This window comes from Streptomyces decoyicus, assembly GCF_019880305.1.
Taxonomy (GTDB): Bacteria; Actinomycetota; Actinomycetes; order Streptomycetales; family Streptomycetaceae; genus Streptomyces; species Streptomyces decoyicus.
The window spans coordinates 2,410,025-2,433,537 of sequence record NZ_CP082301.1; the positions used below are offsets into that span (position 1 = coordinate 2,410,025).

The 23,513-nt window shown below is 71.2% G+C and carries 17 protein-coding genes; 6 read left to right on the forward strand and 11 right to left on the reverse strand.

Going from position 1 to position 23,513, the window contains the following annotated elements:
• Nucleotides 1-181: 181 nt before the first annotated feature.
• From K7C20_RS10555 to K7C20_RS10565, 3 genes are read right to left on the reverse strand one after another with little or no spacing between them, the layout of a single operon-like run.
• Nucleotides 182-1,120, reverse strand: a complete 939-nt coding sequence (locus K7C20_RS10555; RefSeq protein ID WP_342452557.1) for a DUF6801 domain-containing protein — start codon at nt 1,118-1,120, stop codon at nt 182-184.
• Nucleotides 1,084-4,074, reverse strand: a complete 2,991-nt coding sequence (locus K7C20_RS10560; RefSeq protein WP_048829294.1) for an NACHT domain-containing protein — start codon at nt 4,072-4,074, stop codon at nt 1,084-1,086. Before K7C20_RS10560 ends, K7C20_RS10555 begins: the two co-directional genes overlap by 37 nt.
• Before the next feature lie 5 nt (nt 4,075-4,079).
• Nucleotides 4,080-4,379, reverse strand: coding sequence for a trypco2 family protein (locus K7C20_RS10565; protein ID WP_030080235.1), 300 nt, complete (start codon nt 4,377-4,379; stop codon nt 4,080-4,082).
• A 206-nt stretch (nt 4,380-4,585) separates the two neighbouring features.
• Between K7C20_RS10565 and K7C20_RS10570 the strand changes: the two genes are divergently transcribed.
• Entirely contained in the window at nt 4,586-4,939 is a 354-nt protein-coding gene (locus K7C20_RS10570; protein ID WP_048829293.1) for a DUF1266 domain-containing protein, read from the forward strand.
• 15 nt (nt 4,940-4,954) lie between these two features.
• Here K7C20_RS10570 and K7C20_RS10575 read toward each other — a convergent pair whose 3' ends face one another.
• From K7C20_RS10575 to K7C20_RS10595, 5 genes are read right to left on the reverse strand one after another with little or no spacing between them, the layout of a single operon-like run.
• Nucleotides 4,955-6,031, reverse strand: coding sequence for a LacI family DNA-binding transcriptional regulator (locus tag K7C20_RS10575; RefSeq protein WP_409351344.1), 1,077 nt, complete (start codon nt 6,029-6,031; stop codon nt 4,955-4,957).
• Nucleotides 6,016-7,602, reverse strand: a complete 1,587-nt coding sequence (locus K7C20_RS10580; protein WP_053208847.1) for a glycoside hydrolase family 13 protein — start codon at nt 7,600-7,602, stop codon at nt 6,016-6,018. Before K7C20_RS10580 ends, K7C20_RS10575 begins: the two co-directional genes overlap by 16 nt.
• 1 nt (nt 7,603) lies before the next feature.
• Entirely contained in the window at nt 7,604-8,533 is a 930-nt protein-coding gene (locus tag K7C20_RS10585; protein ID WP_245171009.1) for a sugar ABC transporter permease, read from the reverse strand.
• Nucleotides 8,534-8,535: 2 nt separating this feature from the next.
• Nucleotides 8,536-9,414 carry a carbohydrate ABC transporter permease gene (locus tag K7C20_RS10590; RefSeq protein WP_380916056.1) on the reverse strand — a complete coding sequence of 293 codons (879 nt, stop codon included), beginning with the start codon at nt 9,412-9,414 and terminating at the stop codon, nt 8,536-8,538.
• A 53-nt stretch (nt 9,415-9,467) separates the two neighbouring features.
• On the reverse strand, nt 9,468-10,745 hold the full coding sequence (locus tag K7C20_RS10595) for an extracellular solute-binding protein (RefSeq protein WP_030080221.1): 1,278 nt from the start codon (nt 10,743-10,745) through the stop codon (nt 9,468-9,470).
• Between the two features lie 224 nt (nt 10,746-10,969).
• On the opposite strand from K7C20_RS10595, the gene K7C20_RS10600 reads away from it, so the two are divergent.
• From K7C20_RS10600 to K7C20_RS10610, 3 genes are all read left to right on the forward strand, one after another.
• Nucleotides 10,970-12,643 carry a glycoside hydrolase family 13 protein gene (locus tag K7C20_RS10600; RefSeq protein WP_053208848.1) on the forward strand — a complete coding sequence of 558 codons (1,674 nt, stop codon included), beginning with the start codon at nt 10,970-10,972 and terminating at the stop codon, nt 12,641-12,643.
• 24 nt (nt 12,644-12,667) lie between these two features.
• Nucleotides 12,668-13,717 carry a LacI family DNA-binding transcriptional regulator gene (locus K7C20_RS10605; protein WP_030080217.1) on the forward strand — a complete coding sequence of 350 codons (1,050 nt, stop codon included), beginning with the start codon at nt 12,668-12,670 and terminating at the stop codon, nt 13,715-13,717.
• Nucleotides 13,718-13,928: 211 nt separating this feature from the next.
• Nucleotides 13,929-14,672, forward strand: a complete 744-nt coding sequence (locus tag K7C20_RS10610; protein ID WP_030080215.1) for a phosphatase PAP2 family protein — start codon at nt 13,929-13,931, stop codon at nt 14,670-14,672.
• A gap of 628 nt (nt 14,673-15,300) precedes the next feature.
• Here K7C20_RS10610 and K7C20_RS10615 read toward each other — a convergent pair.
• The 3 genes from K7C20_RS10615 to K7C20_RS10625 all read right to left on the reverse strand — a co-directional run bounded on the left by K7C20_RS10615 (nt 15,301) and on the right by K7C20_RS10625 (nt 20,976).
• Nucleotides 15,301-18,324 (reverse strand): bifunctional [glutamine synthetase] adenylyltransferase/[glutamine synthetase]-adenylyl-L-tyrosine phosphorylase, encoded by a 3,024-nt coding sequence (locus K7C20_RS10615; RefSeq protein ID WP_053208849.1) that lies wholly within the window; start codon nt 18,322-18,324, stop codon nt 15,301-15,303.
• A gap of 28 nt (nt 18,325-18,352) precedes the next feature.
• A complete protein-coding gene (glnA, locus tag K7C20_RS10620; protein ID WP_018090204.1) occupies nt 18,353-19,714 on the reverse strand; it encodes a type I glutamate--ammonia ligase in 1,362 nt (453 codons plus the stop codon).
• A 344-nt stretch (nt 19,715-20,058) separates the two neighbouring features.
• Nucleotides 20,059-20,976 (reverse strand): alpha/beta fold hydrolase, encoded by a 918-nt coding sequence (locus K7C20_RS10625; protein WP_053208850.1) that lies wholly within the window; start codon nt 20,974-20,976, stop codon nt 20,059-20,061.
• 326 nt (nt 20,977-21,302) lie between these two features.
• Between K7C20_RS10625 and K7C20_RS10630 the strand changes: the two genes are divergently transcribed.
• Both K7C20_RS10630 and K7C20_RS10635 read left to right on the forward strand, forming a co-directional pair.
• Entirely contained in the window at nt 21,303-21,635 is a 333-nt protein-coding gene (locus tag K7C20_RS10630; RefSeq protein WP_030088401.1) for a hypothetical protein, read from the forward strand.
• A 131-nt stretch (nt 21,636-21,766) separates the two neighbouring features.
• Nucleotides 21,767-23,401, forward strand: a complete 1,635-nt coding sequence (locus K7C20_RS10635) for a multicopper oxidase family protein (RefSeq protein ID WP_030088400.1) — start codon at nt 21,767-21,769, stop codon at nt 23,399-23,401.
• Nucleotides 23,402-23,513 lie beyond the last annotated feature (112 nt).

The following is a 23,513-nucleotide window of genomic DNA, read 5'->3' on the forward strand; positions in this document are numbered from 1 at the left end:
GTGAGGGGCCAACCCCCGCCGCTGCGGGCGAAGACGGCGCGGGGGGCGTCCAACCAGGGACCTCGCGCGCGGGTGACGGCGGGCCAGGGGCCTCGGCGTGCGTCCGCGGGGGCAGGCAGAAAAAGGGGGCAAGCGGGGAGCAGGCAGGATCCCGATGCCGGGATCCTGCAATGGGGTCTCCTCAGCTGCCGTCGGCGGCGCGGCGCCGGCTCTTCCGCCACGCGCCGAGGCAGAAGGCGACGGCGCCCGCGACAAGGGTGCCGACGATCGGCAGAACCAGGTCACTGGTGTCCTGGCCGGTGGTCGCGGTGTTATCCGTCGCCCCACCGTGGGTCGCGAAGGAGGTCCGCTCGGGCGTGGCGCCCGAGGCCGTCGTGCCCTTGGCGTTCGCGCCCGAAGTGCCGGACGTGCCAGAGGTTCCGGACGTGGTCGAACTGCCGGACGTGCCAGAGGTTCCGGACGTGGCCGAGGTGCCGGACGTGGTCGAGTCGGCGGCCTTCCCCGGCCCCGTGATCTCGAACGACCCCACGACTTTCTTCTGCCCGGCGTTCAGCCTGCACCGCACGTCGGCCGCGCCCAGAACGCCGCCGCCCGCCTTCTTTCCGACGACGTGCAGGGCGATGTCGCCGGCGGTGATCCGCGCAGTGCCCGGACGGCTGAAAGTGAGAGCGGGCGCGGCGCCGGTCGCCGCGACGGTAAAGGAACCGGATGCCGGGATGCGGGTCTTGGTGATGCCGAGGGGAACCCTGATGCGCCTGTCACCTTGTGGCGCGGAGACGCCGATCTCCGCGGCCACCGTGCCCTCGACGGTCTTCACACCGATCATGCGGACCTTTGCCGTGAGGCCCGCGTCCACTGTCGTCCGCGCACCGATGGCGAATTTCCGGCTGGCTTCGCGGACCGCGACCGACTCCGGGATATCCGTGTCGATCTTCACCGTGAGAGGCTGGTTTTTGATCACCGGGACTTTGCAGGTGTATTTCAGTGTGCGAGAAGCCGGTTGTGCGGCCGCGGTTCCGGCTCCGGAAACTCCCACGATTCCGACGGCAGTCCCTAATGCCGTCACCACCCCAAGGGCGATCCTCACCCTTGGCCTTCCCATCCTGCGCCTGGCAGCCATGTGGTACCCCCGTGAGTTGTTCCGCCGTGTGCCCCATCGGTACGCGACTGGCGGGTGTTACCGGAATCAAGACGCCCTCCCGGTCCCGGACGGTTCCCGGTATGTTCCGGTTCCGCCCTGCCCGCCGAACCCGATCGGCGAGAGGCGTGGTGCGGCTGGGAAACCTGGGTCAGGTGGTCTTGGAGCCGAGCGTGGCGGAATTGGTAGACCGCGCCGGCCTGGCGCAACACACCTCGCCGGTGAGCGTCGTCCAGGAATGCGATCACTGCCCAGGGCAGCCGGCCTGTCAGCGGCAACCACATACGCGCCAGGGCCACCCACTGGCCCCATGCGGTGAAACTCAGCCCGTATCCGAGCCCGGCCCCGAACGCCGCCTCGATCCCGAACACGAGCCCGGCCAGGAGCCCGCGGACCGGCCCGGGCATGAGCCCGCCCACCGGGCCGGGCACGAGCCCGAAGCCGAGCCCGGCCGGGAGCCCGATCACGAGCATCCACACGAGCATGTGGAAGACCACGTTCTTGCGGTTCGTGCTCAACAATTCCGAGGCGCTGACCGCAGATCTGATCTCGACGGGAGCTTCCAGCCAGGCCATGATCCCGAGCACGAGCCCGGCCCCGAGCCCGAGTTCGAGCGGGAACAGGATGGCGCCCACGAGCCCGCCGTCGAGTCCGTCGTCGAACCCCAGCGGCGCGACCACGCACCTGTCCACGAGCACCAGCGCAAGCGCGACCAGGACCCCGAAGCCGAGCCCCAGCAGGGACCTGGGGACGAACCTGGCACGGGTCTGCCTGGTCCCGCCGAAGAGCTGTATGCGTACGCGCGAGGGCTCACGTGGCGCGCCCCCGGACACGAAGCCGTACACGAACCCGAAGACCAGCCCGGCGAGGAGCCCGTGCAGGAGCCCGACGATGAGCCCCCGACCGAGCGCGAACCCGAGCCCGTGCTCGGTCGCGACCAGGTCCACGGGCACGTTCCCGATCCCGGCCGTCACCCCGAAGGCCAGTGCGGCCAGGAACCCGACCACGAGCATGCGCGACGAAAGGCGCATGGTGGTGCCCAGTTCCCACCAGGCGAGGTCGCGGGTGTCGAGCTCGTGCAGGTGCGCGGCGAGGTAGCCGAGCCAGCGCTGGACGCGTTCGGGGTGCCGGCGACGGCGACGGCTGGTGCCGCGGCCGGTCGGCGTGGGGTCGTAGACGGCCGGGATGAAGGCGGCCAGGAGATGGTCCTGGAGGGCTTCCGGGGAGGGGAACTTCTTGACGTCCAGAAGATCTGAGGGCCGGTGCCCGGGAGTGCCTCTGTAGACAGTGCGGGCCAGGGCGACCATCAGCGGGGTCGCGAGCACCTCGGCGACGTTCGCCGCGCCCGGACCGTCCGGCTCGTTGCGCAGCCGGGCCAGGACCGGTTCCCACGCGGTAGTGTCCTCGCCGCCGTCTCTGACCGGCCGGCTGCCCCGGTGCAGGTATTCGGCGTAGTCGTCCACGGTGAGATCCGCCAGCTCGATGACGGCGGCTCCGGTGAGCACACCGTTGTCCTCCACCGCCCGGCTGTACTCCGCGGGGCGGCTGGTGAGCAGCAGCGGCATGGTGGTGCGGTTGAGCGCGCGGAGCGCCGCACCGTGCAGGCCGCTTGCGATCTCGTCGAAACCGTCGAGAACAGGAAGGATCTGGTCCTCGTCGAGCAGGAGGCCGGCCAGGTTCCCTCCGTGCCCGGCGGGAGCTTCCAGGAAGGGGTAGTCGCGCACCAATTGGCTGCACAGCCAGTCGTCCAGTGAGGTGGTGACCGGATCCCATGACCCCAGTCCGAAGATCACCGGCACCCGGTCGCCGGCGGCGCGGGCCCGCAGCCGGTCGAGGACGAAACGCAGCGTCAGGACCGTCTTGCCCGACCCGGCCTCCCCCAGCACCACCAGCCGACGGGACGGAACGGACTCGTACACCTCCACGATCCGGTCGAGAGGGCCGTCCAGCGGGAGCGGCTTTGAGACCGTCCCGAACGGAGCCCGGCGGATATTGGCCCAGTGATCGAACACATTGCGCCCGGTGCACCCGAAGCGCACGGCGAGCGGGAACGGGTCCCCCACCTGCTGCCACTGCCCCTCGCGACGCCATTGCTCGTACACATCCCGGGCGAGTTTCCCGGCCGACTCCTGCACCTCCGGCGCGTCGTCAGGCTCCGGCGTTTCCGGTGGCCGCGGAGGCGACAGCAGCGGGAGCCGCGTGAGTCGGCCGGCATCGGCCGGCAGGCCGATCAGATCGCTGAGTGCGCCGATCCGGTCCGGAGCGAGGCGGTACCAGCGCTTCACCTGGCTCGCCGCGAACCTGCCGAGCCCGTCGAAGCGGTGATGCTCGCTGACCACCCCGATCACATACCCGCCGCTCCACACCGCCGCCCCCGACATCCCCTCCCAAGGGGAACGGCCCGGCTCGGGGTCGTACTCGGGAGGCTCCACGGAGATCTCCAGGCTGCCCGCGCGCAGGTACGACAACGGTGTGGTCGTGCCGCGTGCGTGGTGAGAATCCCGGTACCACGGGGGATCGTCACGGTCCGTCGACGCCGTATCGGGACGCAGCCGGAACCTCGGAAAACCCAGCGCTTCGCACTCCACGGGCTGCGTGATCGCGGCGAACCGCACCGGCGGGACCCCGGCACCGCCCGGTCCGCCCGCGCTCGCGTCGCCCGCGCTCGCGTCCCACGCGATCTCCAGCACCGCGATATCCATCGCCTCGTCCGCCCAGACCGGCTCGGCGGGCAACTCCGTCGTGCCACCGTCCTCGGTGAAGAAGCGCAGCCGTACCGAGACCGCCTCACTCACCACATGCGCGGCGGTGAGCACCGTGTGCCCACTCACCTGGTAGCCCGACCCGCGCCGCCCCGGGCCCGCCCGCCGTGTGGTGAGGACCTGGACCACTCGCCCCGCGTCGAGCCCGTCCGGCTCGGCCGCCCTGCTGCCCACGGGGTTCATTGCTCGTTATCGCCGGTGATTCCGGAGACGTAGGCCCGGTTGCCCGACCGTGTGAGGGTCGGTTGCAGGGCCAGGGTGATGCGCTGGGTCGCGGTGGCTCCCACCGTCGCGTCCGCACCGGACTCCACCACCCAGAACCGTACCTTCGCCCCGGCGTGCCCGGTTCGCTCCAGAGCGACCGACACTTCCAGCTCGATCGTCCCCAACTCGAAGCGCAGCGCCGCACCTTCCGCCGCGACGACGGCCTGCTCCAACTCCTCCCGCAGATCCCTGATCACACTGGCCAGCTCGATCACTCCACGCCCCTTCACCCCGAGCCCACCGCCCGTAACCGGCCGGTCACCGAGGACTGTAGTCCCGCGATCCGGGCACCGGCCGCCTATCACCACGAAACCCCTCGGAATCCGGCCTCCAGAGGTCCGGTCCGACTCGGACCAGCACCTTGCCGACCGGTCCCGGCCGACGACTGCAATGGCTGGCAACCGAGGGCCACCGGACCCAGATGACCCCGGCGCTCGGGCGTCCGCCGGTCGCGTGGGACGTCGGCCGCTACGTCTCGGTCGTCCGCGCGGGGTTCGCCGCCGGGTACGCCGACGAACCCGGTGCGTGGCAGTTGCCGGGCAGCGCGGTGGCGCCCGTGGCTCACACCTACCGGTCCTGGCAGCAGTTCGCCGAGGACTTCGTGGCCGGGCGGGAGCTGTGGATGCGCACGGCGGGCGGCGAATGGTCCGGCTCGCAGGAGGACGCTGTCAGCGCGGTGCGAGGCCTGCTGGATCCCACGAACGGCGAAAGCCCCTGGCAGCAGGTGCCGTGGGAGGCCATCTACCAGGTCGACCAGCGGATCGGCGGACGCTGACGGAGGGGCCCGCTCTCACTGTCGCACCGACCCCGTGGACCCCCGCACCACCAACTCCGGCTGGAAGACGAACTCCGTGCGCTGCGGCGGAGTCTGCCGGCCCTGGGCGCGTTCGTGGATCTCCTCGATGAGCGCCCCCACCGCCGCCGTCGCCATCGCCTGCACCGGTTGCCGCACCGTGGTCAGCGGCGGGTCGGTGAAGGCGATCAGCTGGGAGTCGTCGAAGCCGACGACCGAGAGGTCACCCGGGACGTCCAGGCCGCGCTGGCGGGCCGCGCGGACGACGCCGAGTGCCATCAGGTCGCTGCCGCAGACGATGCCGGTGCAGCCGTCGTCGAGCAGTGTGGCGGCTGCGGCATGGCCGCCTTCCACGCTGAACAGCGTGTGCCGGGTGCGCCGTTCGGCCTGCCCCCTCGACAGGCCGAACGACTCCCCCAGCGCCGCCGCGAAGCCCTCGGCCTTGCGGCGGGAGGGCACATAGCGGGCCGGGCCCACGGCGAGCCCGATCCGTTCGTGCCCCAGCTCGGCCAGGTGGCGCACCGCCATCCGGGCCGCCGCGCCGTCGTCGGGTGAGACGAACGGCGCGTCGATCTGCGGGTTGTAGCCGTTGATGAGGACGAAGGGGACGCCGCGCGAAGCCAGGCGGGCGTAGCGGGACGGGTCGGCGCGGGTGTCGGCGTGCAGGCCGGAGAGGAAGACGATGCCGGTGACGCCGCGCTCCTCCAGCTGTTCGACGAGTTCGTCCTCGGTGGCGCCGCCCGGCATCTGGGTGCAGAGCACGGGGGTGTAACCGTGGCCCGCCAGTGACTGCTCGATGATCTGGGCGAAGGCGGGGAAGATCGGGTTGGTCAGCTCGGGGATGACCAGGCCGACCAGCCCGGCGCTGCGCCGCCGCAGCCGTACCGGGCGCTCGTAGCCGAGGACGTCGAGCGCGGCGAGCACCCGCTGCCGGGTGCTCGCCGCCACGCCCGCCTTGCCGTTCAGGACCCGGCTGACGGTCGCCTCGCTGACCAGCGCCTGGGCGGCGATGTCGGACAGCCGGGGGGTGGCCGGGGTACCGCCGGGATCGGTCAGGGTCACTCCTCCCACCAGACGGCGGTATCGGCGGGAAGGGTGAAGTCCCCCGCGCAGGTGTCCAGTTGGCGGGAGGCGAGCAGCAGCCGGCCGGGAGTGGGCAGGCGGGCCGGGGCCTCGGTCGTGTTGACCGTGCAGACCAGGCCGCCGGGGCGGCGGAAGGCCAGGACGCCGTCGGGTGCGTCCAGCCACTCGACCGCGTCGCCCGCGCCGAGGCCGGGGTGGGTGCGCCGCAGGGACAGCGCGGTGCGGTAGAGCTCCAGGGTGGAGGCGGGGTCGCCGGTCTGGGCCTCGACGGTGAGCGGTGCCCAGTCGTCGGGCTGGGGCAGCCAGCTGCCGCCGTCGCCGAAGCCGTACGGGGGTGCGTCGCCGCTCCACGGGAGCGGGACCCGGCAGCCGTCGCGCAGGCCCTCCTGGCCGGCGTCCCGGAAGAAGGAGGGGTCCTGGCGGACCTCGTCGGGCAGGTCGGTGACCTCGGGCAGGCCCAGCTCCTCGCCCTGGTAGACGTAGGCCGAGCCGGGCAGCGCCAGCATCAGGAGGGTGGCGGCGCGGGCGCGGTCCGGGCCGCCGCCGAGGCGGGTGCGGTGGCGTACGACGTCGTGGTTGGACAGCACCCAGGTGGTGGGCGCCGACACCGGGCGCATGGCGTCGAGGGAGGAGTCGACCGCCTCGCGGAGGGCGGCCGCGTCCCACCCCGTGCTCAGGTAATGGAAGTTGAAGGCCTGGTGGAGTTCGTCGGGGCGCAGGTAGAGGGCGGTGCGGTCGGCGCTGGGGGTCCAGGCCTCGGCGACCGCGATCCGGTCCCCGTCGTACTCGTCCAGGACGGTGCGCCAGGAGCGGTAGATGTCGTGGACGCCGTCCTGGTCGAAGAACGGCAGGATCTGGTTGCCGAGCAGTTTCAGCTGCTCGCCCCGGCCCATGTCGGGCAGGCCGGGCGCCTTGACCAGACCGTGGGCCACATCGACCCGGAAGCCGTCGACGCCCAGGTCCAGCCAGAAGCGCAGGATCGAGCGGAACTCGTCCTGGACGGCGGGGTGGTCCCAGTTGAAGTCGGGCTGTTCGGGGGCGAAGAGGTGGAGGTACCACTCGCCGTCGGGGACCCGGGTCCAGGCGGGGCCGCCGAAGAGGGACTCCCAGTCGTTGGGCGGCTCCTCACCGTTCTGGCCCCGGCCCTTGCGGAAGTGGAAGCGCTCGCGCAGTACCGAACCCGGGCCCTCGGCGAGTGCGCGGCGGAACCATTCGTGCTGATCGGAGCAGTGGTTGGGGACGAGGTCGACGATGATCCGCAGGTCCAGCCGGTGCGCCTCGCGGATGACGGCCTCGGCGTCGTCCAGGGTGCCGAACATCGGGTCGATGGTCCGGTAGTCGGCGACGTCGTACCCGGCGTCGGCCTGCGGCGAGGCGTAGAAGGGGCTGAGCCAGACGGCGTCCACGCCCAGGTCGCGCAGGTACGGCAGCCGGCTGCGGATGCCTGCCAGGTCCCCCATGCCGTCGCCGTTGCCGTCGGCGAAGCTGCGCGGATAGACCTGGTAGATCACCGCGTCGCGCCACCAGTCGGTGGCAGGAGTGCTGTGGTGCTGTGAAGTCATCTCAACCCTTGGTGGTGCCGGCGGTCAGTCCGGCTACGAGGTGTCGCTGGGCGAAGGCGAAGACGAGCGCGGCCGGCACGGCGATGATCACGGCGGCGGCGGTCATCGAACCCCAGTCGTTGGTGTACTGGTTGACGAAGGTCTGCAGGCCGCCCGCGAGCGTCAGGTTCTCCTCGCCGGTCATGAAGGCGGAGGCGTAGGCGACCTCGGCCCAGGCGGTGACGAAGGTGTAGAAGCCGGTGACGGCCAGCCCCGGTCTGGCGAGCGGCAGGACCAGCCGCCAGAAGGTGCCGAAGGGGTTGAGGCCGTCGACCCGCCCCGATTCGTCGATCTCCACCGGGATGGTGTCGAAGTAGCCCTTCATCATCCAGGCGCAGAACGGGACGGCGATGGTCAGATACGTGATGACCAGGCCCGCGGGCTGGTTGAGCAGGCCGAGGCTCGCCAGCAGGTTGTACAGCGGCACGATCAGCACCGCGACCGGGAACATCTGGGTGATCAGCAGCAGCCACATCAGCGGGCGCATACCGGGGAAGCGGAAGCGGCTGACGGCGTAGCCGGTGGTGGCGGCGATGAACACACCGAGGACGGTGGTCAGTCCGACGACGATCACGGAGTTCTTGAACCAGGTCAGGAACTCGGTGTCGGCCAGGACATGGGTGTAGTTGGCGAGGGTGAAGTGGGTGACGATGCTGGTGGAGAAGGCGTCGTTCTTGGGTTTGAAGGACGTCACCAGCAGCCACAGGGGCGGGAAGACGGCGACGACCGCGGCGACGGCGAGGGCCGCGTGCAGGCCCAGGGACGCCGGGCGGGACCGCTCGTTGCGTTTACGGGGCGTGCTCGTACGGGACGTGCTCGTGCCCGTCGTGCTCGTCTCCGCTGTTCCCGTTATGCGGGTCGTGCTAGTGGGGTTCGTGCTCGTGGGGGTCATGGTCACCACACCTCTCCCTGCTTGCGCAGCGCCCGGCGGTAGACGACCGCGACGACCGAGAGCAGGACCAGGATCAGTACGCCCCACGCCGCGGACTCGGAGAAGTTGCGGGGGCTGTCGATGAAGGAGAGCCGGTAGGCGTAGGTCACCAGGATCTCGGTGGCGTCGCCGGGGCCGCCCCGGGTCAGCAGGAAGATCACCGGGAACATGTTGAAGGTCCAGATGGTGGAGAGCAGGATCACCGTGCTGCTGACCGCGCGCAGTCCGGGCACGGTGATGTTGCGGAACCGCTGCCAGGGCCCCGCGCCGTCCATCTCGGCGGCCTCGTACAGCTCGCCGGGTATGGACTGAAGGCCGCCGAGCAGCGCGACCAGCATGAAGGGCACACCCAGCCAGACGTTGACGGCGATGACCGAGAGCTTGGCCCAGGTCGGGTCGTTGAGCCACGGGACCGCGTCGATACCGCCGCCGGCCAGCAGCTTGTTGAGGATGCCGCTCTTCTCGTTGTAGAGCATCCGCCAGGTGAAGACCGAGATGAAGGCAGGGATGGCCCACGGCAGGATCAGGGCTAGGCGGTAGAAGGTGCGGCCGCGCAGCGTGCGGTTGAGCATGTTCGCCAGGGCGAGGCCGATGAGGAAGGTCAGCGAGACACAGCCGACGGTCCACAGGACGGTCCAGCCGAGGCGGTCCCAGAAGACGCTGTCGGAGAGCACGGCCCGGTAGTTGTCCAGGCCGGTGAACTTGTAGGTGGCGGGGAGGTGGTTGACGCCGATGTTGCGCTCGACGTTCGCCTCATTGGCGTCGGTGAGGGAGAGGAAGACGCCGCGCACCAGCGGATAGCCGATGATCACCCCGATGACCAGTACCACCGGGGCGACCATCGTCCATGCGTACCAGTGGGTGCCCAGCGCCCGGCGCACCCGTACAGCAAAGGTCACTTGTAGTCCTTGAGCAGCTTCCGGTAGGCGTCGCCGGTCGCCTTGGCGGCCTGCTCGGGCGTGGCGGAGCCGGTGAGCACCTTGTTCATCTGCACCTTGATCGGCTCGAAGAGGGAGTTGCCCTCGGCGATCCAGGGGCGCTGCACGGCCCCGTCGACGGCGGGCTTGAAGAACTTGACCATCTCGTTGTTCTTGACGGCCGGCACCTCGTACACGGACTTGCGGGTGGGCAGCAGGCTGAGCTTCTCGTTGGTCTGCTGCTGGACCTTGGCCGAGCTCATGTACTTCACGAAGGCATAGGAGGCCTGCAAGTTCTTGCTGCCGGCGTAGACGGAGAGGTTCCAGCCGCCCTGCGGGGAGCCCTGGGCGGTGCTGCCGCCGGGTACGGGGGCGACGCCGAGGTTCTTCTTGTCCTTGAAGGACTTGCCGGCGCGGGCGCCCTCGATGTCCCAGGGGCCGTCGACGGCCATCGCGACCGTGCCGTCCTTGAGGGCCCTGAGCTGGTTCTCCTGGCCGTCGGTGGCGTCGGTGACCGCGGCCTTGGAGTCGACCAGGCTCTTGATGGTCTTGAACGCCTTGACGCCGGCACCGTCGTCGATCTCCACGACCTTGTCGCGGGCGTCGACCATGTTGCCGCCCTCGCCGTAGAGGTAGGGCAGGAACCAGTAGGGGTCGTCGCCGCGCAGATAGAGGGCGGTGGCGCCGGTCTTGGCCTTGATCTTCTTGGCGGCGGTGGCCAGCTCGGCGAAGTTCCTGGGCACCTCGACGCCGGCGTCCTTGAGGAGCTTCTTGTTGTAGAAGAGGGCGAGGGTGTCGATGACCTGCGGCGCGGCGTAGGTCTTGCCCTTGAATCTGGTGGAGCCGACGGCCTGCGGGAGGTAGTCGTCCGTCTTGTCGAGGGCGGGGGTGCCGTCGAGGGGTGCGAGGTAGCCGAGGTTGGCGAAGTCGGCGACCCAGGCGACCTCGGTACGCATCACGTCGGGGGCTCCGGAGTTGCCGCCGGCCGCGTTCTTGAACTTGGCGTTGGCGTCGCCGAACGGCACGTTCACATATTTGACGTGGACCTTCGGGTGCTCTTTCTGGAAACCTTCGGCAAGCTTGCGGTACGTCGCCTTCTCGGCGTCGTTGGAGGTGTCCCAGAAGGTAACGGTTCCGGACAGTTCGCCCCCGGAGCCGGCGCCGTCGCTGCTGTCACCTCCGCCGCACGCCGTCGCTGCCAGTGCCAGGCCCGCTACCAGCGCGGTGGCCGTTACGCCCCGTATGCCACGCCGCATGTGAACTCCTTAGGGAAATGCCTCAGATGGCGGTCAGGAACGTAACAGCGCTGAAAACAAACCGAAAGACCTTGCGGCAATTTTCTGCAAGACTGTGGGAACGAATTGCAACGAGATGGCTGGAACGGGACCCTCCGGACGCCCTCGTCACCGTCACCCCGCGCCCGTCCGAGCGTTGATTCCGTGAAGGCACCGACGCCTCTTGATCTCGACAGGGACGGCAGATGACCCAGGAGCTCACTTCCCCCAGCCCCGCCCCCCAGGCCCCCGGAACGGGCCGAGGTCCGGGGTGGTGGCGCGACGCCGTCATCTACCAGGTGTACGTGCGCTCCTTCGCCGACAGCGACGGCGACGGCATCGGCGATCTGCGCGGGGCCCGCGAGCGGCTGCCGTACCTCAAGGACCTGGGGGTGGACGCCGTCTGGCTCACCCCGTTCTATGCCTCACCGCAGGCCGACGGCGGCTACGACGTCGCCGACTACCGTGCCGTCGACCCGCTCTTCGGCACCCTCCAGGACGCCGACGACCTGATCCGCACCGCCCATGACCTGGGCCTGCGGGTGATCGTCGACATCGTCCCCAACCACACCTCCGACCGGCACCCGTGGTTCCAGGACCCCGCACTCGCCCGGCAGCGCTACATCTTCCGCCCCGGCAAGGGCGAGAGCGGCGAACTCCCGCCCAACGACTGGGAGTCGGTCTTCGGCGGCCCGGCCTGGGCCCGTACCGACCGGGGCGACTGGTATCTGCACCTCTTCGCCCCCGAGCAGCCCGATCTGAACTGGGACAACCCGGAGGTGCACACCGAGTTCGAGGCCATCATGCGCTTCTGGCTCGACCTCGGGGTGGACGGCTTCCGGATCGATGTCGCCCACGGCATGATCAAGGCGCCCGGCCTGCCGGACATCGGCCACGGCGCCCAGGCCCAGCTGATCGGCGCCCAGGTGCTGCCGTTCTTCGACCAGGACGGGGTGCACGCCATCCACCGCGCCTGGCGCCGGCTGCTGGACGGCTACGGCGACGCCCGCGGCAAGCAGGTGATCGGCGTCGCCGAGGCCTGGGCGCCCACCGCCGAGCGGCTCGCCCTCTACGTCCGCCCGGACGAGCTCCACCAGGCCTTCAACTTCCAGTTCCTGAACGCCCCTTGGCAGGCCGACGGGCTGCGCTCGGTGATCGACGCCTCGCTCGCCGCCACCGCCTCGGTCGGCGCCCCCACCACCTGGGTGCTGTCCAACCACGACGTCGTACGCCACACCACCCGCCTCGGCGGCAGCCTCGCCCGCGCCCGCGCCGCCACCCTCCTGATGCTGGCCCTGCCCGGCTCCGCCTACCTCTACCAGGGCGAGGAACTGGGCCTGCCCGAGGTCACCGACCTGCCCGACGAGGTCCGTCAGGACCCGGCGTTCTTCCGCGGCGGCCGGGAGACGGGCCCGGCCGGCCCCGGCACGGACACCGAGTCCGCCCCCGACGGTGTCGCCACGGCCGGCGGCCAGGACGGCTTCCGCGACGGCTGCCGGGTACCGCTCCCCTGGTCCGGCGAGCTGCCCCCGTACGGCTTCGGGCCCGGCGGCAGCTGGCTGCCGCAGCCCGCCGACTGGGGCGGCCTCACCGTCGCGGCCCAGACCGGCGACCCCGCCTCCACCCTGGAGCTCTACCGCACCGCCCTGGAACTACGGCGCCGGCTGCCGGGGCTGGGCGACGGCCCGATGAGCTGGGCTCCCGCGCCCGACGGGGTGCTCGCCTTCACCCGCCCCGGCCTGCTGTGCACCGTCAACACCCTGGGGCACGACGTCGGGCTGCCCGCGCCCGGAACGCCGCTGTTGTCCAGCGCCCCGGTGACCGTCGACGATGCCACCGCCCGGCTCCCCGGTGACAGCTGTACCTGGTGGGCAATCTGACAGCAGACCGGTACAGTCCCACCCATGACCGCCCGGCTGGCCGATATCGCAGCGCAGGCGGGTGTCAGCGAGGCCACCGTCAGCCGGGTTCTCAACGGGAAGCCCGGTGTCTCCGCCACCACCCGCCAGTCCGTGCTTGCCGCCCTCGATGTGCTGGGCTACGAGCGCCCGGTGCGGCTGCGACAGCGCAGCGCGGGGCTCGTCGGGCTGATCACGCCGGAGCTGGAGAACCCGATCTTCCCGGCCTTCGCCCAGGTCATCGGGCAGGCGCTGACCCGCCAGGGCTACACGCCCGTCCTTGCGACCCAGACCCCGGGCGGCTCCACGGAGGACGAGCTGACCGAGATGCTGGTGGACCGCGGGGTGGCCGGCATCATTTTCGTCTCCGGGCTGCACGCCGACACCTCCGCCGACATGCAGCGCTATGAGCAGCTGCGCGGCCAGGGCGTGCCGTTCGTCCTCATCAACGGCTTCTCCGGCAAGGTGCAGGCACCCTTCGTCTCCCCCGACGACCGGGCCGCGGTGGATCTGGCGGTCACCCACCTCAGCGCGCTCGGCCACCGGCGGATCGGGCTGGCGCTCGGCCCCAAGCGCTTCGTGCCGGTGCAGCGCAAGATCGAGGGCTTCGTACGCGCCATGCAGGAGCGGCTCCAGATCGGCCCCGCCGAGGCGGAGCCCTTCATCCAGCACTCCCTCTACACACTCGAGGGCGGTCAGGCCGCGGCGGGTGCACTGATCGAGCGGGGCGCCACGGCGATCGTCTGCGCCAGCGACATGATGGCGCTCGGCGCGATCCGCGCGGCCCGGCAGCGCGGGCTCGATGTGCCGCGCGAGATCTCGGTGGTCGGCTTCGACGACTCCCCGCTCATCGCCTTCACCGACCCGCCGTTGACCACGATCCGGCAGCCGGTCACGGCGATGGGTCAGGCGGCGGTGCGTGCGCTGCTGGAGGAGATCGGCGGAACCCCGGCCCCGCACAGCGAGTTCGTCTTCCACCCCGAGCTGGTGGTGCGCGGATCGACCGCCTCGGCCCCGAAGCCGGCCAGGATCCCGAAGCCGCTGCGGGCCACCTAAGGGCCGTGTCCCCCAGAAGTACGGGGGTCCTTCCTCCCTCTCAAGGCCGATACGAGGCCTCGAATACCCGACCGAAGAATGATCTGCGACACACCCCTTTCTGGCAGACTGTCTGCCTATGGGTGATGCGAATACGAGGATTTTGGACGGCCCGCCGACCACCCCGCCACCCAGGGGGGACCACGCGGACCACCCGGCGCCCGAGAGGCGATTGGCCCGTCTGCGTGCTCCTCGCACACCCCGGCTCTGGTTCGAAGTCCTGCTGATCGCGGTCAGCTACTGGACCTACTCGGTGATCCGTAACGCGGTGCCCGAGCAGAAGGCCAAAGCCCTGCGGAACGCCGACTGGATCTGGCAGGCGGAGCACTCGCTCGGCATCGCCGTCGAGCACACCGTCAACCATGCGGTGAACTCCGTGACATGGCTGATCGTGACGATGAACTACTACTACGCGACACTGCACTTCATCGTGACGATCGGCGTGCTGGTCTGGCTCTACCGCTGGCACCCGGGCCGCTACGCCGCCGCGCGGATGGCCCTGTTCGCCACCACCGCCATCGCCCTGATCGGCTATTACTTCTACCCCCTGGCCCCGCCGCGGCTGATGCCGGACGGCGGCTTCGTCGACACCCTGATCGCCCACGGGACCTGGGGCTCGATGGCGTCCGGCAATCTCGCCTCGATGTCCAACCAGTACGCCGCGATGCCGTCGATGCACATCGGCTGGTCGCTGTGGTGCGGCATCACCATCGCCCTGCTGGCAAAGCCGTTGTGGGCCAAGGTCCTCGGGCTGCTCTACCCCGCCCTCACCCTGCTGGTCATCGTCTCCACCGCCAACCACTTCTGGCTGGACGCACTCGGCGGAGTGGTATGCCTGAGCTTCGGCTTCGCGCTGGCGAGCGTGTGGTTCGGGTCGTTGCCGCATCGGCTGACACGGCGCCTTGCGGTGGCCTAGCCTTCCCACGCTTTGCTTTGCGCCCCACGTGGTCGGCTTTCCCGCCGGTCCGCTGCGCTTTGCTTTGTGCCCCACGTAGTCGGCTTTCCCGCCGGTCCGCTGCGCTTTGCTTTGCGCCCCACGTGGTCGGCTTTCCCGCCGTTCCGCTGCGCTTTGCTTTGTGCCCCACGTGGTCGGCTTTCCCGCCGTGGTGGTTTGTCGCCGTTGCGCCTGCGGCGGGCCGGTCCGCTGCGCGGGGCTGTGGGTGCGGTGACGGACCTCCGGGGCCTGGTGTGTGGACTGCTTCGCTTTACGTCCACACACCAGGCCCCTCCGGCCCGTCCCCTCCCGTGAGTGGATGGGTGAAACGTGGGTGGGGGCGGGCGTTCGGCCCGCGGGTTTACGTGCGAGACGCAAGGCGCACTGGACCACCTACCGGCCCCTCCCCGGCCTTTCCCCACCCACCAACGGGAGGGGACGCGCCGCAGGACGAAGTCCGGAGGAGCGGCACCGCACCCGACAGCCCCGCGCAGCGGACCCAGCCCGCCGCAGGCGCAACGGCGAGCAACCGACCACGGCGGGAAATCCGAAAACGTGGGCCGGAGGCCAAGCGCAGCGGAACGGCGGGAAAGACAAAAACGTACGGGGACTACGCCCCGTAAAACAGCTCCTCGACCACGCTGCGCGCCCGCCTCGTGATCCGGCGGTAGTCGTCGATCATCTCGCCGATGTGGCCCTCCTCGTAGCCGAGGTAGCGGCCCACCGCGGCAAGCTCCCGGCCGTCGACGGGGAAGGTGTCGCCGGGGCGGCCCCGCACCACCATCACGGCGTTGCGCACCCGTGCCGCCAGTACCCATGCCTCGTCCAGGGTCTGGGCGTCCTCGGTGCCGATCAGCTCGGCGGCGTGCGCGGCGGCGAGCGCCTCGCGGGTGCGGGTGGTGCGCAGGCCGGGGACCTCCCAGCCGTGCTGCATCTGGAGCAGCTGGACCGTCCACTCGACATCGCTCAGCCCGCCGCGCCCCAGCTTTGCGTGCGTGGTCGGGTCCGCGCCGCGGGGCAGCCGCTCGGCCTCCATCCGGGCCTTGAGCTTGCGGATCTCGCGGACCGCGTCCTCCCCCAGGCCCTCGGCCGGATAGCGCAGCGGGTCGATCAGCTCGATGAACCGCTGCCCCAGCTCGATGTCGCCGGCGACCGGTTCGGCGCGCAGCAGGGCCTGTGACTCCCACACCAGCGACCAGCGCCGGTAGTAGGCCGCGTACGAGGCGAGCGTCCGCACCAGCGACCCCGACCTGCCCTCCGGGCGCAGATCCGCGTCGATGAGCAACGGCGGGTCGGAGGAGGGGAGTTCGAGCAGCCGGCGCATCTCGTTGGCGACGGCCTGGGCGGCCTTGGCGGCCTCCTGCTCGTCGGCGCCCTCGCGCGGCTCGTGGACGAACAGGACATCGGCGTCCGAGCCGTAGTTCAGCTCGTGGCCGCCGAACCGGCCCATGCCGATCACCGCGAAGCGGGTGGGCAGGGTGTCTCCCCAGTGCTCGCGGACCGCGGCGCGCAGTGCGCCGGCGAGGGTGGCGGCGTTGAGGTCGGAGACCGCGGAGCCTACGGCGTCGACGGAGCGGCCGTGATCGTTGGCGGCCGGGCTGAACTCCGTGCCGTACGCGCCGATGACGTCCGCGGCGGCCGTACGGAACAGCTCTCTGCGGCGCACCCCGCGGGCCGCCGCGACCGCCGCCTCGGCACCCTCCGCGCGGCCGACCGCGGCCAGCACCTCCTGCTCCAGCGCGGCCCGGCCGCGTGGTTGCAGGCCGTCGGGGGCGCCGAGCAGGGCGACCGCCTCGGGGGCGCGCAGCAGCAGATCGGGGGCGAGCCGGCCGGCGGACAGCACCCGGGCGAGGTTCTCGGCGGCCGCGCCCTCGTCGCGCAGCAGCCGCAGATACCAGGGTGTCTTGCCGAGGGCGTCGGACACCTTGCGGAAGTTGAGCAGTCCGGCGTCCGGGTCGGCGGAGTCCGCGAACCAGGCCAGCAGCACCGGCAGCAGCGTCCGCTGGATGGCGGCCTTGCGGGTCACGCCGGACGCCAGCGCCTCCAGATGCCGCAGCGCGGCCACCGGGTCGGCGTAGCCGAGCGCTTCGAGACGGTGGCCGGCGGCCCGGGCGGACAGCCGGGTCTCGCCGGGCTCCAGGGTGGCGACGGCGTCGAGCAGGGGACGGTAGAAGAGCTTCTCGTGCAGCCGGCGCACTTCCCTGGCGTGCCACTTCCACTCCTTGCGGAGGGTGTCGACCGGCTCGGTGCGCAGGCCCAACGAGCGTGCCAGGCGCCGCTGTTCGCCCTCGCCCTCCGGCATCAGGTGCGTACGGCGCATCCGGAAGAGCTGGATACGGTGCTCCAGCGTGCGCAGGAAGCGGTAGGCGGCGTCCAGGGCCGCGGCGTCCTGGCGTCCGACGTAGCCGCCGGCCGCCAGTGCCGCGAGGGCGTCGAGGGTGGTGGCGCTGCGCAGCGTGGCATCGCTGCGGCCGTGCACCAGTTGCAGCAGCTGGACGGCGAATTCGACGTCGCGCAGGCCGCCGGGGCCGAGCTTGAGCTCCCGCTCGACCTGGGACGCGGGGATGTTCTCGACGACCCGGCGGCGCATCTGGCGCACATCGGCGACGAAGTTCTCCCGCTCGGCGACCTCCCACACCATCGGCGCCAGCGCATCCACGTACTCCTGCCCCAGCTGGAGGTCACCGGCCATCGGGCGGGCCTTGAGCAGCGCCTGGAACTCCCAGGTCTTGGCCCAGCGCTGGTAGTAGGCGAGGTGGCTGGAGAGGGTGCGCACCAGTGGGCCGTTGCGGCCCTCGGGGCGCAGGTTGGCGTCCACCGGCCAGATCGTGCCTTCGCTGGTGTTGTCCGAGCACAGGCGCATCATGCGGGCGGCGAGCCGGGTCGCGGCCTGGAGCGCCTTGGCCTCGTCCACACCCTCCTTGGCCTCGGCGACGAAGATGACGTCGACGTCGGAGACGTAGTTCAGCTCGCGGCCACCGCATTTGCCCATGCCGATGACGGCCAGCCGGCACACCGCGGCGTCGCCGGGCGCCTCTTCGTAACTGATCTCCAGGGCGGCCCGGACCGTGGCGGTGGCCAGGTCCGCCAGCTCGGCCGCGGCTTCGGCGACATCGGTCGTGCCGCACACATCGCGGGCGGCGATGCCCAGCAGGGAGCGGCGGTAGGCGGTGCGCAGCGCATCGGCGCGCGGCCGTTCGGCGTTCTGGCCGCCCCAGATCCCCTCGGCGAGTGCCAGCTCGAACTCGGGGGTGGTGGGGTGCAGATCGACCGACTCGTAGGTGACCAGCGACTGCCAGTCGTACGGGTGCCGGACGAGGTGGTCGGCGAGGGCCTCGGAGGCGCCCAGCACTCCCAGCAGCCGGTCGCGCAGCGGTTTCGCCGCCACGATCGTGCTCAGCAGCGCCTGCTGCTCGTCCGGTTCCTGCGCCTCCACCAGCCGGACCAGGCTGTGCAGCGCAAGGTCCGGGTCCGCGGTGGCGCCCAGCGCTTCGAGCAGCACCGAGTCATCGCGTACGGAGGCGAGTTCGGGGGCGTCGAGCAGCTCCCCGGCCGCTGAGGGGTCGGTGAAACCGTGTCTCAGCAGCCGGGCGAAGGTGCTGCTCCGCCGTCCCTGCGGAGCGGGTAGTGCCATGGGTGCAGCCTCTCGGTGGCGCGGTGGCTCAGAGCACGGGCAGCATCTTGCGCAGCTCGAAGGCGGTGACCTCCGACCTGTACTCCTCCCACTCCTGCTTCTTGTTGCGCAGGAAGAAGTCGAAGACGTGCTCGCCGAGGGTCTCGGCCACCAGCTCGCTGCGCTCCATCAGCTCGATGGCCTCGCCGAGGTTCTGCGGCAGCGGCTCGATGCCCATCGCCCGGCGCTCGGAGTCGGACAGCGCCCAGACGTCGTCATCGGCGCCGGCCGGCAGCTCGTAACCCTCTTCGATGCCCTTGAGACCGGCCGCGAGCAGCACCGCGTACGTCAGGTACGGGTTGGCGCCGGAGTCGATCGAGCGGACCTCGACCCGGGTCGAGCCCATCTTGCCGGGCTTGTACATCGGGACACGGATCAGCGCGGAGCGGTTGTTGTGGCCCCAGCAGATGTAGGAGGGGGCCTCGCCGCCGGCGCCGGCGGTGCGGTTGGCGCCGCCCCAGATGCGCTTGTAGGAGTTGACCCACTGGTTGGTGACGGCGGAGATCTCGCCCGCGTGCCGCAGCAGACCGGCGATGAACGAGCGCCCGACCTTGGAGAGTTGGTACTCCGAGCCGGACTCGTGGAAGGCGTTGCGGTCGCCCTCGAAGAGGGAGAGGTGGGTGTGCATGCCCGAGCCGGGGTACTCGGAGAACGGCTTGGGCATGAACGTCGCCTGGACGCCCTGCTCCAGCGCCACCTGCTTCATGACCAGCCGGAACGTCATGATGTTGTCGGCGGTCGACAGGGCGTCGGCGTAGCGCAGGTCGATCTCCTGCTGGCCGGGGGCGCCCTCGTGGTGGCTGAACTCCACCGAGATGCCCATAGACTCCAGCATCGTGATCGCCTGCCGGCGGAAGTCCATGCCGACGTTCTGCGGGGTGTGGTCGAAGTAGCCGGAGGAGTCGCCGGGGGTCGGCCGCTGGCCGTCCACGGGCTTGTCCTTGAGCAGGAAGAACTCGATCTCCGGGTGGGTGTAGAAGGTGAACCCGAGGTCGGAGGTCTTGGCCAGGATGCGCTTGAGGACATAGCGCGGGTCGGCGTAGGAGGGGGAGCCGTCCGGCATCAGGATGTCGCAGAACATCCGGGCGGTGCCGGGGGCCTCGGCGCGCCAGGGCAGGATCTGGAACGTGCCGGGATCCGGCTTGGCGATCATGTCGGATTCGTACACCCGGGCGAACCCTTCGATGGCCGAGCCGTCGAAGCCGATGCCCTCGTCGAAGGCCTGCTCCAGCTCCGCGGGGGCCACCGCCACGGACTTGAGGAACCCGAGCACGTCGGTGAACCACAGCCGTACGAAGCGGATGTCGCGCTCCTCGAGCGTGCGGAGCACAAACTCCTGCTGCTTGTCCATGGGTCACCAATCCTTGCAGGTCAATCGGCCTGTCCACACGCGCCGGATCACGCGACGTGGCACACCAGTATCACGTGAGGGGGTTACCGTCACATTACGCACCCTTGGCCTGAATCAGAACCGCCGTCCCGTAACCGTCACCTGGCATCCTTCCCGCGGCGAGCGGGCCCAGCGCAGCGGAAAGAGGCAATCGGGGGGCTTGGCCCAGTCTTGAAGCGGACCCGAGCGCCCCTCGACCCGGCATTGAAGGGCCCCTTCCCTGCCCTTCCCCCCCTTCTCTCGCCCGTTAGGGAGTGTCCGCTCCAGGGCCTGTCGTTTGGATCAGGCCCTGGAGCGGAGACTCCCTAGGCCGGCGGCACCGCGGCGCCCCGCTCCGTCTCCTTCCCCGTCCCCGCCAGGTCCAGCACCGCCCCCGCCACGGACTCGGGCACATCGGCCATCACCAGATGGCCGGCCGGGGCGGCCACCGCGAACCGGCCGCCCAGTTCCGCGGCGAGCCCCCGCTGCCGCTCCAGCGCGCGCAGCTGCCGCGCCGACTCGCTGCCGTCGTACGCCGCGAGGACGGCCACCGGCACCCCGGGCAGCGGGTGGTCCCGGCGCAGCGCGGCGAGCTCCGCGGCCTGGTAGGAGTAGCTCGCGTTCTCCAGCGCACAGGCCCGCAGCACCCGGCTGGTGCGGTAACCGGCCTGCTCCCAGGGGTGCGGCGGGTGGCTGCCGACGGTCGAGGCGTGGCCGATCAGCCGGCGGGTGGCGGGGCCCAGGGCGCGCGGCAGCCCGGCGGCGCACGCGAGCCCGGCCACCGTGCCCGCCCATGCGGTACGCACCGCGCGCGGCAGCCGGGGCCGCGGGTCGTCCTCGATGCTGCTGTCGGCCAGCACGATCCCGGCGCAGCGGTCCGGGTGCAGCCGGGCGAACGCCTCGGCGTGGAATCCGGCGAGCGAGTGGCCGACGACGGTGGCCGGGCCGGTATGGCCGAGGGCCTCCAGGACCCGGGCGATCCGGCCGGCCTCGGCGGCGAGGGTGGGCGGCTCGGGCGCCGGGGCACTCAGTCCGAGACCGGGGCGGTCGAAGCGCACCACGGTGCGGTACGGGGCGAGCAGTGCGGCGACCGCGTCCCAGTCGAACCACGCCATGCCGAGACCGCCGCTGAGGACACAGACCGGGCCGCGGCCCTCGGCCAGGACGTGCAGCGGCACCCCGTCGATGCGCAGGAACCTGCCGGGGGCGGGGAGGCGGTGGGGGACGCGGAGGAAGCGGCTCATCGGTCTCCTTCTCCTTCTCCGGCTCCGTTTCCCGGTCCGGAGCGCCGGCTCCTCGCGCCGGGAGCCGGGAGGCGGCGGGGCCGTACCCCGGGCACGCGGGTGGCGTGGAGTGTCAAGCGTAGGCGGGTGGTGGAAAGTTAAGCGGTGATACCGGCGCACAGCACCGCAAGCGGCCGGTCCGGGAGACTCCCGGCCCGGCGGCGAACGGTGCAACGGCGCTCCGCCCGGCGGGCCACCGCTGGACCCATACCCCTAGGGGGTAGGGTGCGTTTTGGGCGGACCTCCCCGCGCGTCCGCCGCTTCGCCGTTCCGTCGAGAGGTCCGCGATGCATGAACAGGGCAAGGCCGCCATGTGGTGCGGCCTGCTGCTGTTCACCGCGCCGGCCGCCGGCGCCGTCACCCCGCCCACGTTCGGGCCCCCGAGGGCCGGGCACGGCCGCCCCGGCGCCTTCTCCGTGCTCGCCCTGACGCCCCGCCGGGACGCCGGTGCACTGACCGGACGCCGGGGGACCGGCCTGCTCGCGGCCCTGCGCGCCCGTGTGCCGCGCACCCGTCTGCCGCACGCCTGTGTGCCGCGCACCCGTCTGCTGTACGCCCGCCTGCTGTGCGCCCGTCCGCCGCGCGGCCTGTGGCCGATATCCGCGCCGCCGCGTCACTAACTCCTCGCCCGACTGTCGGTGCTGCGCGTGCAGGAGCGCGCCCCCCGCCGCCGACGCCCACCGGAGTCCGCGGCAGTGCCCCTCACCCCCGCCCCAGATCACCACCGACATCGTCACGAGGTGTTTCTCCCATGCGTACGCACTCCCGCCGCGCCCTGCTCGGTGCGGGCATCGCCGCCGCCGGCAGCGGCCTGCTGTCCGCCTGCGCCACCGGCACCACCGGCTCCGGCCCGCACGCCGGCATGGACGGCATGAACGGCATGGCCCCCTCCCCCGACTCCGGCGGCCACACCCCGTCCGGCTATGTGTCCCCCGACGGTCCGGAGGTCGCCGAGGCCGAGCGCAGACGGGGCTCGGGCCCGGTACGCCGCTTCTCGCTGAAAGCCACCGAGAGCCGGCTCGACCTGGGCGGCCGTACGGTCCATACCTGGGCGTTCGGCGATGAGCTGCCCGGCAGGGAGATGCGCGTCACCGCGGGCGAGCGGATCGCACTGACCCTCACCAACCACCTGCCGCAGTCCACGACGCTGCACTGGCACGGACTGACGGTGCGCAACGACATGGACGGCGTACCGGGCGTGACCCAGCGGTCCATCAGGCCCGGCGCCGCGTTCGACTACCTGTTCGCGGTCACCAACCCCGGCACGCACTGGGTGCATCCGCACTCCGGCCTCCAGCTGGACCGCGGGCTGTACGCGCCGCTGATCGTCGACGACCCGAGGGAGCCGCTCTCCTACGACGACGAGTGGATCGTCCTGCTGGACGACTGGGTCGACGGGGTGGACGGCAGCACTCCCGAATCGGTGCTCAAGGAGCTCCACGGGGGCGTGGACCGCGGGCCCATGGCCCATGGCGCGACCGAGATGGCCCACGACGACGCAAAGGGCGGCGGGGGCGCACACGCCAGGCACGGCGGGGGCGTCCCCGCCGACGGCCCGTCGCGGATCCTCAAAGGCGCCCGGAGCAGACTGCTCGGCCACGACGCGGGGGACGTGGACCACCCGTACCACCTCGTCAACGGCCGCACCTCCCGTGACCCGCGGACCTTCCGCGCCAGACCCGGTGACCGCATCCGGATCCGCTTCATCAACGCGGGCAGCGAGACCGCCTACCGCGTCGCGCTCGGCGACCACCGGATGACCGTGACGCACACCGACGGCTTCCCCGTCGAACACACCGAGACCGATGCGCTGCTCATCGGGATGGCCGAGCGCTACGACGTCATGGTCACGGCCGGGGACGGCGTCTTCCCGCTCACCGTGCTCGCCGAGGGCAAGGGGCGCTCCGCGCTGGGCCTGCTGCGCACCGGGAGCGGCGAGGCGCCCGGCCCGTCCGCCCGGCCCAGGAACCTGTACGGCAGGATCATGACCGCGGACCGGCTCCGCGCCGCCGAGTCCGTACGGTCCGTGTCGCGCCGCCCCGACCGCACCCTCAAGATGACCCTCACCGGCACCATGGAGAAGTACGACTGGGCGATCAACGGGAGCCCGTACACGCCCGACCAGCGGTACCCCGTCGAGGCCGGTGAGCGGGTCCGGATCATCTTCCGCAACCACACCAGGATGTGGCACCCGATGCATCTGCACGGCCACACCTTCGAGCTGCCGGACGGCGGCCCCCGCAAGGACACCACGATCCTGCTGCCCGGCCGCAGGGTCGAGGTCGATTTCCAAGCCGACAACCCCGGCCTGTGGATGGTCCACTGCCACAACATCTACCACTCGGAGTCGGGGATGATGACGATCATCGGCTACCGCAAGAAGTAGGCGCCCGGGGGCGTGCGGCGGGCGGCCCGCGTACCTCTCCCGGGCCGTCCGTCACACGCCCGAAGCGCCGCCGACACGTCTCCGACCCCCATTGCGTCAGAAAGACGATTAC